Annotated in this window: 12 protein-coding genes and 1 pseudogene; 9 read left to right on the top strand and 4 right to left on the bottom strand. The window is 69.9% G+C overall.

Going from position 1 to position 17,321, the window contains the following annotated elements; all coding sequences use genetic code 11:
• Window positions 1-5 precede the first annotated feature (5 nt).
• From ACZ4YL_RS06720 to ACZ4YL_RS06690, 7 genes are all read left to right on the top strand, one after another.
• Window positions 6-1,772 carry a glycoside hydrolase family 3 protein gene (locus tag ACZ4YL_RS06720; protein WP_468114275.1) on the top strand — a complete coding sequence of 589 codons (1,767 nt, stop codon included), beginning with the start codon at window positions 6-8 and terminating at the stop codon, window positions 1,770-1,772.
• Between the two features lie 248 nt (window positions 1,773-2,020).
• Window positions 2,021-2,761 carry a response regulator transcription factor gene (locus ACZ4YL_RS06715; RefSeq protein WP_301366489.1) on the top strand — a complete coding sequence of 247 codons (741 nt, stop codon included), beginning with the start codon at window positions 2,021-2,023 and terminating at the stop codon, window positions 2,759-2,761.
• Window positions 2,758-3,849, top strand: a complete 1,092-nt coding sequence (locus tag ACZ4YL_RS06710; RefSeq protein WP_468114273.1) for a HAMP domain-containing sensor histidine kinase — start codon at window positions 2,758-2,760, stop codon at window positions 3,847-3,849. The genes ACZ4YL_RS06715 and ACZ4YL_RS06710 overlap by 4 nt, the downstream gene beginning before the upstream one ends.
• Window positions 3,850-4,120: 271 nt before the next feature.
• On the top strand, window positions 4,121-8,032 hold the full coding sequence (locus tag ACZ4YL_RS06705) for a multifunctional oxoglutarate decarboxylase/oxoglutarate dehydrogenase thiamine pyrophosphate-binding subunit/dihydrolipoyllysine-residue succinyltransferase subunit (protein ID WP_468114271.1): 3,912 nt from the start codon (window positions 4,121-4,123) through the stop codon (window positions 8,030-8,032).
• A 243-nt stretch (window positions 8,033-8,275) separates the two neighbouring features.
• The gene (locus ACZ4YL_RS06700; protein ID WP_468114270.1) at window positions 8,276-8,992 is read left to right on the top strand and encodes a hypothetical protein; all 717 of its coding nucleotides are present in this window, start codon (window positions 8,276-8,278) and stop codon (window positions 8,990-8,992) included.
• Between the two features lie 417 nt (window positions 8,993-9,409).
• Entirely contained in the window at window positions 9,410-9,712 is a 303-nt protein-coding gene (locus ACZ4YL_RS06695; RefSeq protein ID WP_468114268.1) for a hypothetical protein, read from the top strand.
• 123 nt (window positions 9,713-9,835) lie between these two features.
• Window positions 9,836-10,477, top strand: coding sequence for an HAD family hydrolase (locus ACZ4YL_RS06690; protein WP_468114266.1), 642 nt, complete (start codon window positions 9,836-9,838; stop codon window positions 10,475-10,477).
• 43 nt (window positions 10,478-10,520) lie between these two features.
• Here the strand turns inward: ACZ4YL_RS06690 and ACZ4YL_RS06685 are convergent.
• From ACZ4YL_RS06685 to ACZ4YL_RS06675, 3 genes and pseudogenes are all read right to left on the bottom strand, one after another.
• Window positions 10,521-10,967 (bottom strand): annotated as a pseudogene (locus tag ACZ4YL_RS06685) (YdcF family protein); the annotation flags it as partial.
• 237 nt (window positions 10,968-11,204) lie between these two features.
• Window positions 11,205-11,804: a class IV adenylate cyclase gene (gene cyaB, locus ACZ4YL_RS06680; protein ID WP_468114264.1), complete on the bottom strand. Its 600-nt coding sequence runs from the start codon at window positions 11,802-11,804 to the stop codon at window positions 11,205-11,207.
• Window positions 11,805-11,859: 55 nt separating this feature from the next.
• A complete protein-coding gene (locus ACZ4YL_RS06675; RefSeq protein WP_468114262.1) occupies window positions 11,860-12,327 on the bottom strand; it encodes an NUDIX hydrolase in 468 nt (155 codons plus the stop codon).
• 18 nt (window positions 12,328-12,345) lie between these two features.
• Here ACZ4YL_RS06675 and ACZ4YL_RS06670 point away from each other — a divergent pair, with 18 nt between their 5' ends.
• Together ACZ4YL_RS06670 and ACZ4YL_RS06665 are read left to right on the top strand one after the other, a co-directional pair.
• Entirely contained in the window at window positions 12,346-13,125 is a 780-nt protein-coding gene (locus ACZ4YL_RS06670) for a GntR family transcriptional regulator (RefSeq protein ID WP_468114260.1), read from the top strand.
• A 302-nt stretch (window positions 13,126-13,427) separates the two neighbouring features.
• Window positions 13,428-13,637, top strand: coding sequence for a hypothetical protein (locus ACZ4YL_RS06665; protein WP_468114258.1), 210 nt, complete (start codon window positions 13,428-13,430; stop codon window positions 13,635-13,637).
• 646 nt (window positions 13,638-14,283) lie between these two features.
• Here ACZ4YL_RS06665 and fxsT read toward each other — a convergent pair.
• Window positions 14,284-17,298 carry an FxSxx-COOH system tetratricopeptide repeat protein gene (gene fxsT / locus ACZ4YL_RS06660; protein WP_468114257.1) on the bottom strand — a complete coding sequence of 1,005 codons (3,015 nt, stop codon included), beginning with the start codon at window positions 17,296-17,298 and terminating at the stop codon, window positions 14,284-14,286.
• Window positions 17,299-17,321: the final 23 nt, after the last annotated feature.

Raw genomic sequence — 17,321 nt, 5'->3', positions numbered from 1 at the left:
CCGCCATGAACGCGACGCCCGATTACCGAGACGCTGCACTGCCCGTCGACCGCCGCGTGGAGGACCTGCTCGCCCGGATGACCCTGGAGGAGAAGGCCGGCCAGCTCTTCCACTCGATGCTGATGATGAACGCGGACGGCACCCCGGTCACCGAGACCGACGGCTCGATGCTCCCCTTCACCACGCCCGAGCTGATCGAGGACCGTCACCTCACCCACTTCAACCTGCTCGGCACCTACGGGCCCCGCGAGATGGCCCGGTGGCAGAACGCCGTGCAGGAGATGGCCGCGGCCACCCGCCTCGGCATCCCGGTCACCCTCTCCACCGACCCCCGCCACACCTTCACCGACAACATCGGGGCGTCCTTCAACTCCGGCGCCTTCTCCGCCTGGCCGGAGGCCCTGGGCCTGGCCGCCATCGGCGACCCCGAGCTCGTCCACCGGTTCGCCGACACCGTCCGCCGCGAGTACCTCGCCGTCGGCTTCCGCGTCGCCCTGCACCCGCAGATCGACCTGGCCAGCGAACCCCGCTGGGCCCGCCAGTCCGGCACCTTCGGCTCCGACGCCCGGCTGACGGGCGAGCTCGTGGCGGCGTACGTACGCGGCCTGCAGGGCCCGGCCCTCGGACCCGGGTCGGTGTCCGCGATGGTCAAGCACTTCCCCGGCGGCGGCCCGCAGAAGGACGGCGAGGACCCGCACTTCGCGCACGGCAAGGAGCAGGTCTACCCGGGCGGCATGCGCGAGCACCACCTGGAGCCGTTCAGGGCGGCGATCGCCGCCGGGTGCGCGCAGATGATGCCGTACTACGGCCAGCCGGTCGGCACGGACTGGGAGGAGGTCGGCTTCGGCTTCAACAAGGGCGTGGTCACCGGCCTGCTCCGCGAGGAGCTCGGCTTCGAGGGCATCGTCTGCAGCGACTGGGGGCTGCTCAACGACGCGACGATCTTCGGGCAGGTGCATCCGGCGCGCGCCTGGGGCCTGGAGCACCTGAGCGTGGCCGAGCGGGCGGCGCGCGGTCTGGAGGCCGGCTGCGACCAGTTCGGCGGCGAGCAGTGCCCCGAGGTGATCGTGGAGCTGGTCCGCTCGGGCCGCGTCGCGGAGTCCCGGATCGACGACTCGGTACGCCGGCTGCTGCGGGAGAAGTTCACGCTCGGCCTGTTCGAGGACCCGTACGTGGACCCGGACGCGGCGGCCGAGATCGTCGGCCGGTCCGACTTCACGGCCCTGGGTGCCGCGGCCCAGCGCCGCTCCCTCACCGTCCTGACCAACCGGGACGGCCTGCTCCCGCTCGCCACGGGGCCGAAGCTGTACGTGCGCAACGTGGATGCGGCCGTCGCCGCCGGGTACGGCGAGGTCGTCGCCGACCCTGCCGACGCCGATCTCGCCGTGCTGCGGCTGCGGACCCCGTACGAGCCGCGCGAGAACGTCTTCGAGTCCTACTTCCACTCGGGTTCACTGGCCTTCCCCGAGCCTGAGCTGGCGCAGATCCTGGCCCTCCTGGACCAGGTCCCGACCCTGGTCTGCATCAACCTGGAGCGGGCCGCCGTCATCCCGGAGATCGCCGAGCGCGCGGCGGCCCTGATCGCCGACTACGGGGCCGGCGACGCCGCCCTGCTGGACGTGGCCTTCGGCCGCGCCACCGCCGGGGGCCACCTCCCCTTCGAGCTCCCGCGCTCGATGAAGGCCGTCGAGGCCTCCCGCCCCGATGTGCCGAACGACACCCTCGACCCGGTCTTCCCGCACGGCCACGGGCTGACCCTCCAGGGCTCGTAGCCACCCCCCGGACGCCCCTAGGAGGTGTCTTGCCGATCAGGCCGGACACCCCCTCGGAGGGCAAGGACGGCGAGGCACCTGACCGGTCTCGCCCGCCGGGTGCCGGTCCCGTGGGGGGACCGGCACCCGGTACCACATATTCCGCTTACTGTGGTCCAGCACATATGCCATGTCCGAACCCCACGTAGCCGCAGGCCGACGCCTCCTCTACGCTGCACCCCATTCACGCGGGATCTTCAGGGGCGGACATGGAACAGACACACACCACCCATCAGAGCGCCGCGGCGACACCCGGCGCCCAGCGGCGTGTGCTGGTCGTCGAGGACGACCACACCATCGCCGAGGCCATCGCGGCCCGTCTGCGCGCCGAGGGCTTCCAGGTGCAGACCGCGGGCGACGGCCCCTCGGCCGTCACGGCGGCCGAGACCTGGCTGCCCGAGCTGCTGGTCCTCGACATCATGCTGCCCGGCTTCGACGGCCTGGAGGTCTGCCGCCGGGTCCAGGCCCAGCGGCCCGTGCCGGTCCTCATGCTCACCGCGCGTGACGACGAGACCGACCTGCTGGTCGGCCTCGGGGTCGGCGCGGACGACTACATGACCAAGCCGTTCTCGATGCGCGAGCTGGCCGCCCGGGTCCACGTCCTGCTGCGGCGCGTGGAGCGGGCCACCATGGCCGCGCACACCCCGCGCGGGGCCACCCTGCGCCTGGGCGATCTGGAGATCGACCACGCCCAGCGCCGGGTCCGGGTGCACACCGAGGACGTGCACCTGACCCCCACCGAGTTCGACCTGCTGGTGTGCCTGGCCGGGACCCCGCGGGCGGTGCTCTCCCGGGAGCAGCTGCTGGCCGAGGTGTGGGACTGGGCCGACGCGTCCGGGACCCGTACCGTCGACAGCCACATCAAGGCCCTGCGCCGCAAGATCGGCGCGGAGCGGATCCGTACGGTCCACGGCGTCGGGTACGCCTTGGAGACCCCGGCCCAGGCATGAGCGGCCCGCCGAACCGGCAGCGGCTGCGGCAACGGCCTCCTGCGGGGCTGCGGCCCTTCTCGCCGTTCTCGATCAAGACCAAGCTGGGCACGCTCGTGGTGGTCTCGGTCTTCATCACGACGGGCCTGCTGCTGGTGGCCCTGCGTACCGACACCGAGCTGCGCTTCATCACGGTCTTCTCGGTGATCGCCTCGATGCTGATCACCCAGTTCGTGGCGCACAGCCTGACGGCGCCGCTGGACGACATGACGACGGTGGCCCGCGCGATATCCCACGGCGATTTCACCCGGCGGGTCCGCGGGGCGGGGCGCCGCGACGAGCTGGGCGACCTGGCCGCCACCATCAATCTGATGGCGGACGACCTGGAGGCCGTGGACCGGCACCGCAAGGAGCTCGTCGCCAACGTCTCGCACGAGCTGCGCACGCCCATCGCGGCACTGCGGGCCGTGCTGGAGAACGTGGTGGACGGGGTCTCGTCCGCCGATCCGGAGACCATGCGCACGATGCTCAAGCAGACCGAGCGGCTCGGCGGGCTCGTGGAGACCCTGCTGGACCTGTCCCGGGTGGACAACGGCGTGGTCCCGCTGCGCGCCCGCCGCTTCGAGGTGTGGCCGTACCTGTCGGGCGTGCTGAAGGAATCGCGGCTGGCGGCCGCCGGCCGGCCCGGGCTCCTCTCCGGTTCGGGCGGGCACGCCCGCAACGACGTGCACCTGCACCTGGACGTCTTCCCGCCCGAGCTGTGGGCGCACGCGGACGCCGAGCGGCTGCACCAGGTGGTCGCAAATCTGATCGACAACGCGGTCAAGCACAGCCCTCCGCACGGCCGGGTCACGGTCCGCGCCCGGACCGGCGACGCGCCCGGAAGCCTGGTGCTGGAGGTACGGGACGAGGGCCCGGGCATCCCCGAGGCGGAGCGCCACCGCGTCTTCGAGCGGTTCAACCGGGGCAGCGCGCGCGGCGGCGACGGAGGCACCGGACTGGGCCTGGCGATCGCCCGCTGGGCCGTGGAACTGCACGGAGGCCGGATCGGAGTGGCCGAATCGTCACGCGGCTGCCGCATCCTCGTCACGCTTCCGGGCAGCTCGTAGGTGCCGTGTTGACGTAGGGTTCGAGTGGGAAGGACATGATCTCGGCCACACGTACCCGGGGTCCGTCAGGGGTGCGAAGCCAAGGGGGCCGCAACCTCGGTGCCGCCTACCCGAACCAGGCTCGTTTCCCGCCATTCCACGTCCCGAAACCCGCCGTTCGATGTGACCTGCGCGACGTAAGTCCCGCCCGGCCTGCATGCAGCGCCCGAGGAGGCGTAGCCTTTATTCCCGCTGTCCATACCTTGTGAAGCGGAAGAGGGCGGTTGCCGCCGTGTCGCCACAGTCCCCCAGTAACTCGAGCACCACGACCGAAGCAGCAGAGGGCGGGAAGAACCCTGCCTCAGGCTTCGGCGCCAATGAGTGGCTCGTCGACGAGATCTATCAGCAGTACCTCCAGGACCCGAATTCGGTCGACCGGGCCTGGTGGGACTTCTTCGCCGACTACAAGCCGGGTGGCGCTGTCGCTCCGGTGAAGTCGGACGGTCCCCAGAAGCCCGCGACGACGGACGGCGCCTCCGCACAGGCCGCCACCACCGTCACCGCGGCGCCGCAGGCCACCGACGCCGCCGCCACGGGGGCGGCGCGCGCCGCAGCCCCTGCTCCGACTCCCGGTGCGAGCACCGGCTCCGCTGGAGCGGCTGCCGCCGCGCCAGCTTCTGCGCCTGTGTCAGCTCCTGCCCCTGCTCCTGCCACCCCCTCTGGTGCCCCTGCTGTGACTGTCACCTCCCAGGCCCCGGCCGCCGCACCGGCCGCGCCCGCCCCCTCCTCCGTAGCCCCCCAGAAGGCCGCGCCCGCCACCGAGGCCCCCGCGGGCCCCGAGCTGGTGACGCTCCGCGGCCCGGCGGCTGCCGTCGCCAAGAACATGAACGCCTCCCTCGACGTGCCGACGGCCACCTCCGTCCGCGCCGTCCCGGTGAAGCTGCTGTTCGACAACCGCATCGTCATCAACAACCACCTCAAGCGCGCCCGGGGCGGGAAGATTTCCTTCACGCACCTGATCGGCTACGCGATGGTGCAGGCGATCAAGGCCATGCCGGCCATGAACTACTCCTTCGCGGAGAAGGACGGCAAGCCGACCCTGGTCAAGCCGGAGCACATCAACTTCGGTCTCGCGATCGACCTGGTGAAGCCCAACGGTGACCGCCAGCTCGTCGTCGCCGGCATCAAGAAGGCCGAGACCCTCAACTTCTTCGAGTTCTGGCAGGCCTACGAGGACATCGTCCGCCGCGCCCGTGTCGGCAAGCTGACGATGGACGACTTCACCGGCGTCACCGTCTCGCTGACCAACCCCGGCGGCCTGGGCACCGTGCACTCCGTGCCCCGCCTGATGCCCGGACAGTCGGTCATCATGGGCGTCGGCTCCATGGACTACCCCGCCGAGTTCCAGGGCACCTCGCAGGACACCCTGAACAAGCTGGGCATCTCCAAGGTCATGACCCTGACCTCGACCTACGACCACCGGGTCATCCAGGGTGCGGCCTCCGGCGAGTTCCTGCGCATCGTCGCGAACCTGCTGCTCGGCGAGGAAGGCTTCTACGACGCCGTCTTCGAGTCGCTGCGCATCCCGTACGAGCCCGTCCGCTGGAACCGGGACATCGACGCCTCGCACGACGACGACGTCACGAAGGCCGCCCGCGTCTTCGAGCTGATCCACTCCTACCGGGTCCGCGGCCACGTCATGGCCGACACCGACCCGCTGGAGTACAAGCAGCGCAAGCACCCCGACCTCGACATCACCGAGCACGGCCTCACCCTGTGGGACCTGGAGCGCGAGTTCGCGGTCGGCGGCTTCTCCGGCAAGTCGATGATGAAGCTCCGCGACATCCTCGGCGTGCTGCGCGACTCGTACTGCCGCACCACCGGCGTCGAGTTCATGCACATCCAGGACCCGAAGCAGCGCCGCTGGATCCAGGACCGCATCGAGCGCCCGCACTCCAAGCCGGAGCGCGAGGAGCAGTTGCGCATCCTGCGCCGGCTGAACGCGGCGGAGGCCTTCGAGACCTTCCTGCAGACGAAGTACGTCGGCCAGAAGCGCTTCTCCCTGGAGGGCGGCGAGTCCGTCATCCCGCTGCTCGACGCCGTCATCGACTCGGCCGCCGAGGCCCGCCTCGAAGAGGTCGTCATCGGCATGGCCCACCGCGGCCGCCTGAACGTCCTGGCGAACATCGTCGGCAAGTCGTACGCGCAGATCTTCCGCGAGTTCGAGGGCAACCTCGACCCGAAGTCCATGCACGGCTCCGGCGACGTCAAGTACCACCTGGGCGCCGAGGGCACCTTCACGGGCCTGGACGGCGAGCAGATCAAGGTCTCGCTCGTCGCGAACCCCTCGCACCTGGAGGCGGTGGACCCGGTCCTGGAGGGTGTCGCCCGCGCCAAGCAGGACGTCATCAACAAGGGCGGCACGGACTTCACGGTCCTGCCCCTCGCGCTCCACGGCGACGCGGCCTTCGCCGGCCAGGGCGTCGTCGCCGAGACGCTGAACATGTCGCAGCTGCGCGGCTACCGCACCGGCGGCACCGTGCACGTGGTCATCAACAACCAGGTCGGCTTCACCGCCGCCCCGGAGTCCTCGCGTTCGTCCATGTACGCGACCGACGTGGCCCGCATGATCGAGGCGCCGATCTTCCACGTGAACGGCGACGACCCGGAAGCGGTCGTCCGTGTCGCGCGGCTGGCCTTCGAGTTCCGCCAGGCGTTCAACAAGGACGTGGTCATCGACCTCATCTGCTACCGCCGCCGCGGCCACAACGAGTCCGACAACCCGGCCTTCACGCAGCCGCTGATGTACGACCTGATCGACAAGAAGCGCTCGGTGCGCAAGCTCTACACCGAGTCCCTCATCGGTCGTGGCGACATCACGCTGGAAGAGGCCGAGCAGGCGCTCCAGGACTTCCAGGGCCAGCTGGAGAAGGTCTTCGCGGAGGTCCGCGAGGCCGCCACGCAGCCCGCGGTCGCCGCGCCGGCCGCCCCGGCCCCGTCCGCCGACTTCCCGGTCGCCGTGAACACCGCGATCTCCCAGGACGTCGTCAAGCGGATCGCCGAGTCCCAGGTCACCATCCCGGAGGGCGTCACCGTCCACCCGCGTCTGCTGCCGCAGCTGCAGCGCCGCGCGGCAATGATCGACGAGGGCACCATCGACTGGGGCATGGGCGAGACCCTCGCCTTCGGCTCGCTGCTGATGGAGGGCACCCCGGTCCGGCTGTCCGGCCAGGACTCCCGCCGCGGCACCTTCGGTCAGCGCCACGCGGTCCTCATCGACCGGGAGACGGGCGAGGACTACACCCCGCTCCTGTACCTCTCGGACGACCAGGCCCGCTACAACGTCTACGACTCGCTGCTCTCCGAGTACGCGGCCATGGGCTTCGAGTACGGCTACTCGCTGGCCCGTCCGGACGCGCTGGTCCTCTGGGAGGCCCAGTTCGGTGACTTCGTCAACGGCGCGCAGACCGTCGTCGACGAGTTCATCTCCTCGGCCGAGCAGAAGTGGGGCCAGACCTCCGGCGTCACGCTGCTCCTCCCGCACGGCTACGAGGGCCAGGGCCCGGACCACTCGTCCGCGCGTCCCGAGCGCTTCCTCCAGATGTGCGCGCAGGACAACATGACGGTGGCCATGCCCACCCTTCCGTCGAACTACTTCCACCTGCTGCGCTGGCAGGTCCACAACCCGCACCACAAGCCGCTGATCGTCTTCACCCCGAAGTCGATGCTGCGTCTGAAGGCGGCGGCGTCGAAGGCGGAGGAGTTCACGACCGGTTCGTTCCGTCCGGTCATCGGTGACACGACGGTGGACGCGAACGCGGTCCGCAAGGTCGTCTTCTGCGCGGGCAAGGTCTACTACGACCTGGAGGCCGAGCGCGAGAAGCGCGGCATCACGGACACCGCGATCATCCGCATCGAGCGGCTGTACCCGCTGGCCGGCGCGGAGATCCAGGCCGAGATCGCCAAGTTCCCGAACGCGGCGAAGTACATCTGGGCCCAGGAGGAGCCGGCGAACCAGGGTGCGTGGCCGTTCATCGCGCTGAACCTGATCGACCACCTCGACCTGGCGGTCGGCGCGGACGTCCCGGCGGGCGAGCGCCTGCGGCGCATCTCGCGCCCGCACGGCTCGTCCCCGGCGGTGGGCTCCGCGAAGCGCCACCAGGCGGAGCAGCAGCTCCTGCTGAACGAGGTCTTCGAGGCGTAACCCCGCCCCGATCCCAGCGGTACGGAAGGCCCGGCCCCCCACGGGGGGCCGGGCCTTCCGGCTGTCCTGGCCCCGGGACGACCGATGATCTTACCAAAATCTGACGCCCCCTCCGGAAACGCCCACAACTCCCCTTCTGCCTCTAGCGTGTTCGTACCTCCCCGAGTGCGACCGGCCGGCGCGATCCGCGCCCGCTGCCGGTTCGACCCCGACGAACCCGAAATATCATGAGAAGGCGGAACAATGACGGTCGAGACGCTTCCCCTCTGCGCCTACCCCGAGTGCGCCAACCACCCCGAGGCGCCGACGCCCGGCAACCCCGAGCCCCGGTACTGCGCCCACCCGGACCACAACGCACTGTCGGCGTTCCGCACGTTCCGGGCGAAGCGGCAGCAGCGCAAGGACGAGAAGCGCCAGGCGGCCGAAGCCAAGAAGGCCGCGAAGGCGGCCGACGCCCCCGTGGACCGGACGACGGAAGCCGCCATGTGGACCGCCATGGAAGCCGCGCCAGAGGGCAAGGACGCATCAGGCGCTCGCGACGACCTTGTGGCGCTCATCTCCCAGCTGTCCACGGACCTGCCGGGCTACATCGAGGAACTGGCCATCATCACGGACTCGGCCGCCGCCGAGGAGCGCATCCGCACCGTGACCAAGGCCGCGGCCCAGCGGACCCTGGACGCCGAACGGCGCACCGCGCTGGCGGAGGAGGCCGCGGACCTGGCCATCGCCCAACTGGACGTGGGCAAGCACCGGTTCGCGGAGGAGACGGAGAAGATCCGCCAGGAGACCGCGCAGCAGGTGGCCGATGTGGAGTTCGTACGGGCTGAGCTGGAGCGCTACCGCGAGCGGGTCGCACAGCTGGAGGAGCGTCTCGACAAGGTGCGCGAGGAGGCGGACGCGGCCCGCCGGGAGCGCGGCGAGCTCGCCCGGCAGGCCGAACAGCACCGGTGCGAGGTCTGACGACCGACCACGAACCACCAAGATCAAGACAACGGCCGCGGCGAGTCAGGGCCTGACTCCGCGTAGCGCACTGAATCCCGACCCCGTTTCCACGTCCGAAAACTCCGGCCGGGACGAGCCGAGCGCCAGAAGATTGAAGGCTTTGCCGCCGCCATTACAACGGGCATATCGGAGCGATCGCAGAATGCGAATCGCATGAGGCGGTGTCCGAAATCGAGCGCGGTCACCCGGGGCATTGACGCATCGATGCGACGATTCGCCAGAGCTCCACCGATTCACCTGTCACCACGCACGGGCCGATCAATTCCTATATTGCAGCACAGAATTACTACAACTGGAGGCACCATGTCCCGAACCGTCAAGAGGAGCACCCGGCTGGCTACGGTCGCTGGACTGGTGACAGCCGTCGGAGCTGGGATGATCGTGACCGCACCGGCGAGTCAGGCGGCACCGGTCGCGGCCTTCCGCCTCAGCAATTTCTCGGCGACCATCGCGAACATCTGCGTCCACACGGACATCGCAACGCAATGCTCCGGAAACATGGCGGCAGGAAAGAGCGAGGTTTGGAAGGTGGCCTACAAGGGGCCGCGCAAGTGGTACTGCACTGCGACCGCGAAGGGACTGAGCGGCACCGCCAGCACCCCTTACTTCAGCCGCGATGACGTCAAGGAATGCGCGGAGGTCGGCAACATATTCGGAGCCAGCATCCAACTCAAGTAACAAATAGCCGGGGGCGCCGGCCCCGCCCAGGTGGGTCCCTCACCGGGATCCCGGGCCCGCAACCCCTGAGGGTTGTTCCCGTCCACCCGACGGGAACAACCCCTCCACCCGTACGCTGGCGGAATGATTCAGACCGTCGTTCTGGACATCGGTGAGACCCTCACCCGAGACGATCGCTACTGGGCCGCATGGGCGGACTGGCTCGGCGTGCCCAGGCACACCCTCTCCGCGCTGGTGGGTGCCGTGGTCGTGGACGGCCGGGACAACGCGGACGCGATCCGCCTCCTGCGCCCGGGCATCGACATCGCCGCCGAATACGCCGCCCGGGACGCGGCGGGACGCGGCGAGCGGCTCGACGAGAGCGACCTCTACGAGGACGTCCGTCCGGCCCTGACAGCACTCCGAGCCGCTGGGGTACGGGTGATCGTCGCGGGCAATCAGAGCCCCCGCGCCGGTGATCTGCTGCGCGCGCTGGACCTTCCCGCAGACCTCGTCGTCACGTCGGGCGAGTGGCGCGTGTCCAAGCCGGCGCGCGCCTTCTTCGAACAGGTGCTGGCGGTGTCCGGCAGCCCCGCCGACGAAACCCTGTACGTGGGCGACCACCCGGCCAACGACATCCACCCGGCGCGAGCCGCAGGCCTGCGCACCGCCCACATCCGGCGTGGCCCCTGGGGGCACTGGTGGGCGGACACCCCCGAGGTCCGGGCCGCCGCAGACTGGTCGATCGATTCCCTCACCGAACTGCCGGACATCGTCAGGCAGTAGGAACGGGCACCCGTTCCCCGCGGCGGACGCTTGGTCCAAGGGATCAGGGTCGGATGACTCGGCTGGTGAACCCGTCGCGCATGAGGGACTCGTACGCGTCGTACACGTCCTCCGGAACGTCCTGGGCGATGGCGAACCCGAGCATCGGATACTCGATCACCCGCTGGAGGTCACCCACGAGCATGTCCAGGACGAGCTTCTCGTCACCGATGCTCTTGAGGTAGTCGTCCAGCTCAAGCGGCTCCGAGGCACAGAGCACCTCTACCTCGGGCCAAAGCTTGCGCGCAGTGGCGAAGGATCGCCTCTCCATATAGGGCTTGGAGATGAGCAGCACGGTCTTCGGCGTGATGCCGTTCGCGGCCAGGAGGTTGCGAGTGAGGGTGATGTTCTGGCCGGTGTTGGCGGCGTTCGGCTCGACGAGAATCGCGGAGTCAGGAACCCCGAGGTCCAGAGCATGCTCGCGAAAGTGGACAGCCTCCCTCGGGGGAAGCGAGCCCGAGTGGTGGGGCTGTTGCCTCCGGTGAACACGAGTACCGGGAACAGCCCGGCCCGGTAGAGATCGGCAGAGGCAGCGGCAACTCCGAGGTCGTGGCTACCCAGCCCGATCGCGACGTCCACAGGCACCAGGTCGTGGCGCATCTGGTGGTAGTCCCAGATCAGCTCGGCCCGACGCCACTGGTCCTCGGTGATCCCCTGCTGGATGTCCGTCACGCGATCTTCTCCCTCATCACCGTCGCCGGAGACTCGACGCTCCCTCGCTCATGGAGCCTCCGCTGCTGCGACGGGCCTGCACCGCCGCGGTGTACTGGTCGCGCGTCAGGTCGTCCGCGCCGATGCCCAGCTCGACAAGAACCTCGCGGACATCATCAAGGGCCCCTGCTACGTCCTTCTCCTCAACCAGCGTCTCCAACTCCAGGAACGTCCCGTCGAGCTCGGGGACCCGGACCAAGGTGGCGAGCATCTGCCGGCCCCGCGCCTCGAAGGTGTAGTTCCTGCACCTCTTCTCGAACGCGACGGCCGGCACGTACCCCAGGCCGCGCAGCATGGCATGCACAGCCTGGGCGTCCTCCACGCGCGTCCCATGCTCCGGCTTCGACCCGGACTCTTCGTCCACCGGGGCACCCTTGTACGTGAGGACCGTGCGTGTCTCGTCCGCCCCGCGCACCGTCCTGACCCGAAGCTCTTCGTCCCTGGCCTCCAAAGCCCCCTCCGCCGTGTCGTAGTAGGTGTCCTGATACACCTCGGCCCGGCCCACGCCTCGCTCATCGAGTCGGCGCAGCATCTCTTCCGGCGCGTGCACAAACGCCTTGAGCTCCGCTTCGATCATCCGTCGGTCCCCCTCTCAAGCCGTTACCTCGATGCCCCCACAAGGAGGGGATCCCTCAACTCAAGGCGAGCAGCCGGTACCCGTCATGGCTTCGCACATGAGGCCCGGAACCGTCGAGGGCATCCAGCAGCCGGATCGCGTAGACCTCGGACATCCGCTCAGACACTTCCTCGGGCGTGAGCCACTGAACTGCCGTGGTCTCGTCGGAGACGCGTTCCGCACCGCCCGAGAGCTTGCACCGGAACACCAAGGCCACTACGCCCGCGGCAGTGTTCTTGTACACGCCGGTGAGTCCGCCCACCTCGACGTGTATTCCGGTTTCCTCCAGGACCTCGCGCCGCACGCCGTCCTCCGGAACCTCCGTCAGCTCCAGCACCCCGCCCGGCAGCTCCCACGTCCCGTTGTCCGCGCGCAGGATCGCCAACATCCGGCCGTCGTCCCGCACCACCACACCGGCCACCGATACGGAGTGGCGCGGCATTGACCGGGTCGACGGGGCGCTGTTACTCATGTACATGAGCATAGGAGGAAGAGAAGGACCATGGGAACAGCTGTAGGAGGTAGCAAGGCTGTACCTCGGTATTTGCAGATCGCCGAGGACATCGTCCAGCAGATCCGCGCCGACGTCCTCAAGCCGGGCGATCAGGTGCCGAGTGAAGCCGAGATGGTCGAGCGCTACGGCGTCTCAGGCGGGACCATCCGCAAAGCCATGTTGGAGGTCCGAGCCAGCGGTCTCGTAGACACACGGCACGGCAAGGGTTCGTACGTGAAGGCCCGCCCGCCGGTACGCCACCGGTCTTCTGATCGCTTCCGCCGATCGCTTCGCCGAGGCGGCAGAGCCGCCTACCTCGCCGAGTCCGAACAGTCAGGCGCAACGGCAAAGGTCAGCGTGACCTACATCGGGCCGGCGAAGGCTCCGGACGGGATCGCTCAGCGGCTCGGCGTGGACGTCGGTACCCAAGTACTCGCCCGCCGTCGCTTGTACTTCCGCAACGGCACGCCCGTCGAGACGGCGACGTCGTATCTGCCGTGGGACGTGGTGCGCGACATCCCGGAACTCTTCGCAGAGAACCCTGGCGGCGGAGGCATCTACGCCCGGCTGGAGGACCACGGGCACGTCTTCGCGGAATTCGTGGAGACGTTGCAGGCGCGGCCGGCAGCCAAGGCCGAGGCGTCCGAGCTGGCGTTGAGTCCTGGCGCTGCGGTGGTGCACCTGCTGAGGGATGCCGTAACGACGGATGGTCGGGTGGTGGAGGTCTGCGACACCCTGATGGCCGCTGACCAATTCGTCTTCGAGTTCCGGATCCCGGCGACTGACTGACGCTCAACTCCACACAACCCGCTGCGAGTTTCCCTCGCAGCGGGTTGACTCCTACACAGGAGTCAGGCACTCTTCTACACATCACTCCTATACATGAGTGATAGAGCTCAACACCTGCAGAGGAGTGGCGCACATGAGTCAGGACTCAGCCCAAGCGTCGGCTGCACGCGATGCGCTTGGATCCGACACCGCAGACACCCCCGCGATGCGAGTGGCTTCACCGGCCGAGCCCAGCGCTGACCTGCTCGACCGGGCACTCGTCGGGTGGAAGCGTTTCGTTGCCTCAATCGAAGGGCCATCCGGTGACTGAACGGTACGAATACGTCCCTCATCGCCTGCTGCGCCGCCGTGTACGCGATGTCGCGTCCGGCACCGAAGGAGTGCTGATGGCCGTGATCAACGAGGACGTTTCGGACTCCGTCCACCCACACTGGATGGAGCTGGCCTACATCCGAGTCGCGTCCGGCCGCGAGTTCACCACCGCACTCGGCAACGTCGAGTCAGCCGAATGACCAACCCCGTCCAGCCACAAACGGCCGTTCGCCGCCGTCATCGCGGAGCGCGTAGCGATCTGTGCGACCTACGACCAGCCACGAACGGGCGCCTGACGCCGATCCCCCCGAAGCGCGTAGCGATCTGAGGCGTCCAGGCCTGCCGACACGCCGCCGGCTCGTCCGCCGCCGCGTGACGGAGCTTCGGCCGCCCCGGACCCGGGATCCGGTGCGGATGGGCCTCGCCTGGGGATCCGCCCCCTTGGGCACCTGCCCGGGCATCCCTGACGGCCCCGGTGGTCTCTTGTCCCCCGGCCCGTTCCTTCGGGGGCTTCCCGGCAGTCTTCGACTTTCCGGGGCGGGTCGGTCGGTCAAGGGTGGCCGAAGGCCATCACGCAGTGACGCGAGGAACGAGCGCCCTTGAGGGACCGGCCCGAACCGGAGAGACGATGGGACTGACGGGAAACCCCCAGGACATCCCTGATGCCGTCTGCTCAGCTCCCGCTCGGCGAAGCCCCGGCCTCGCAGGACAGCCCGGCCGGGCCGGAACTCGCCGCCGCCCGACCCCGCCCGGCAGGCGATCGGCCCCGCCCCGCCGCCGAGGGGGGTGATGGGGCCGAGGGGGTGAAGGCCCCGCGCGCGTGGCTCCGTACCGCCCCGCACCCCCCTACGGCTGGGGTTCGAAGTCCCAGTACGGCCTCGTCTGTTGCTTCGCCGAGATCGTGTGGACGTGTTGTGGGCCGAGCGTGCGGGTGAGGCCCTTGATGCCCGCGTCCTCGTGTTTCGCCGCCTCCTCGTACTCCCGTACCGACCGGAGGTCCGCCGCCAGGGCGATCTGGGCGCTCAGGGCCATCGGGTGGTCCGGGCCCAAGACCCGCTCGGCCCCGCGCAGCGTCTCCCGGCTCAGGTCCAGCGCGTCCTCCAGCCGCCCGGTGATGTTCCGGTGCCCGGTGGCGTTCAGGGCGCAGCCCAGCGTCCAGGGGTGCCGGTCGCCGAGGGCGCCGCGCATGCCCACCAGTGCCTGCTCGGCGAGGGAGAGGGCCGCCGTGCGTTCGCCCTGGGCCCGCAGGACGAGGCCGAGGTTGCCGACCGTGCCGATGCTGTACGGGTGGGCGAGGCCGAGCTGGGACTGGTAGCCGCGGACGACGTCCTCGGAGATCCGGCGGGCCTCGCCGATGTCCCCGTACTCCCTGAGGTAGGTGGCGTAGTCGGAGGCGACCATCAGGGTCCACGGGTAGTCGACCCCGAAGACCCGGGTGGCCCGTTCCCACACGGTCCGCAGCCGCAGGCCCGCGCCGGGGATGTCCCCGGAGCGGCGCAGGCACATCCCGAGGTTGTGCTCGGCGCGCAGGGTCTGGGGGTGTTCCAGGCCCAGCACCTGCGTGTTGATCTTCACGCCCTGTTCCTGCCGGGTCTGGGCCTCGTGGTAGCGGCCCATCAGCCGCAGCCCCATGGCGCAGGCGATCCCGGAGGAGAGGGTGGAGATGTGATGGGTCCGCAGGACCCGTTCGCGGCGGCGCAGGGTGTCCAGGTCGAGGTCGTAGGCGTCCTGGTAGCGGCCGAGCAGGCGGTAGGTGGCGGCCAGGTTGTTCTGGGCGGCGAGGGTGGTGGAGTCGTCCTCGCCGAGCAGTTCGCGGTAGGTGGCCAGGCAGTGCTCGAAGATCTCCCGGGCCGGTTCGAAGCGGGCGATGCACAGCAGGACCCCGCCGTACGAGCTGGTGGCGCGCAGGGTTTCCAGGTCGCGGTCGCCGCGTTCCCCGGCGAGCCGGTCGGCGCGGGCGCGGGTGACGGTCTCGGCGCGCCGGAACAGGCCGAGGTTGCGCAGGGCTTCGCCGTACTGGTAGCTGAGTTCGCGGACCTTGGGGTGGTCCTCGCCCAGCAGGGCCCGCCAGATCAGGTCGGTCTCCTCGGACAGGCGCAGGCAGGTGCGGTACTCCCCGGCGAGGATCAGGTAGCGCAGGCAGTGCAGCAGGAAGTTCTGGATGCGCGGGTTGCTGCTGGTGAGCACGCCGGAGGTGGCCAGGTGCGGGATGAGTTCGGCGTACCGGGGCCACAGGCGGGCGTCCGAGGGGCGGCCCGGGTCGGCGGCGGCGAGGACCTGGCGTACGGCGCGGGCCAGGGGCTCGGCCTCCGCCTCGGAGAGGTCCTCGCGGACGATGCCGTGGACCATGCGGTGCAGCTGTACGGTTTCCAGCCCGCCGCCGCCTTCCTCCACGGCCAGGTCGGAGTACTCCAGCCGGACGACGGAGAACTGGACGAGTTTGTTGAGGGCGGCGTTCCACCGGATCTGGTCGTTGATCAGCCCGGCGAGCTGTTCGGGCACGTCGTCGGCGGGGAATTCGCGCAGCAGCCGCAGAGGCACCGGGCCGGGGGCGAAGAAGACGAACAGCCGGAGCAGGGCGAGGGCGTCGGGGAAGTTCTCCCGGACGTTGTTGAGCAGTATGGCGAGGGCGGTGGGGAAGGGCAGGGGGTAGTCCTCGGAGACCGTGACGGCCTCGTGGGAGTCCATCCGGTGCTGGAGCAGGACGAGGTAGTCGCCCACCGGCAGCGGGGAGTCGGCGAGCCAGCCGGCGGTCTGGTCGAGGGCGAGCGGGTAGTCCTCCAGGGCCTCGGCGAGCTGGTCGGCCTCGTCGGCGGTCAGGCGCAGGGCCCGGCGGCGGATGAAGGTGATCGACTCGGGGCGGGCGTAGAGCGGGACTTCGACGAGGCTGGTGTGCCGGGCGGCCCACTCGCGGTTGCGCGAGGTGATGATCACGTCGCCCGCACCGGAGGGCAACAGGTCGATCAGGTCGTCCGGGTTGTCGCAGCCGTCGAAGACCATCAGCCAGCGGCCGTACGGGTTCCCGCGCCGCAGCGCTTCGAGGACGGCCCGGATCTGCTCGCCGTAGCTGCCCGCGCCGCGCGGCAGCCCGAGCGCGGGGGCCAGGTCGGCGAGGCGTTCGCGCAGGGTGGGCCGGTCCTCGGCGGGGACCCACCACACCACGTCGTACTCGGAGGCGAAGCGGTAGGCGTACTCGGTGGCGACCTGGGTCTTGCCGACGCCGGAGAGCCCGAGGAGGGTGACGGTGGAGGCGCCGGGCGGGGCTTCGGTGAGCGCCTCGCGCAGGTTGCCGATGACGTCGTTGCGGCCGGTGAAGCGCGGGTTGCGGCGCGGGACGCGGCCCCAGATCTCCGGCGGGTCGTTGGGGAAGCGGGGGCCGCGGCGGCCGCTCTCGGTGCCGATCCGGTCGGTGGGCAGCTCCAGGCGGCGCAGCACGCGGTACTCGGCCTCGTACGCGTCCAGGCCCCACAGGTCGGTCTTCTCCAGTACGGCGACGGCGCTGGGCAGCGGGGCGTCGGTGAGGCAGACCGCCGCGAACCGGTCGGGGTGGCGGTCGGTGACGGCGCGCAGGGCGGTGTTCCACTGCTCGTCGGTGTGGGTGCCGGCGGAGAAGTAGCGTTCGCTGAGGACGAGGAGGACCCGGCTGCCGGAGCGGGCCAGGTCGTCGAGGGCCTGGTCGATGCCGGGGCTGTTCTGCGGGTCCCAGCGCTGGAGGGCGACGCGGTGGCCGTGCTCCTCCAGGCGGTGCGCGATCCACACCGCCCAGGGGCGGTTGAATCCCGCGAAGCTGATGACGAATCGCTGCGGCTGGGGCGGCTGCTGCGCCGCCGGTTCACGGTCCTGGCGACTACCGGTGGTCATCGGGCCGTCTCCCTGGAATCCGG

This window comes from Streptomyces sp. NPDC030021 (genome assembly GCF_055574035.1).
The sequence above is the reverse complement of the archived record's forward strand: the minus strand, read 5'-3'. Positions and strand labels throughout refer to the sequence as shown.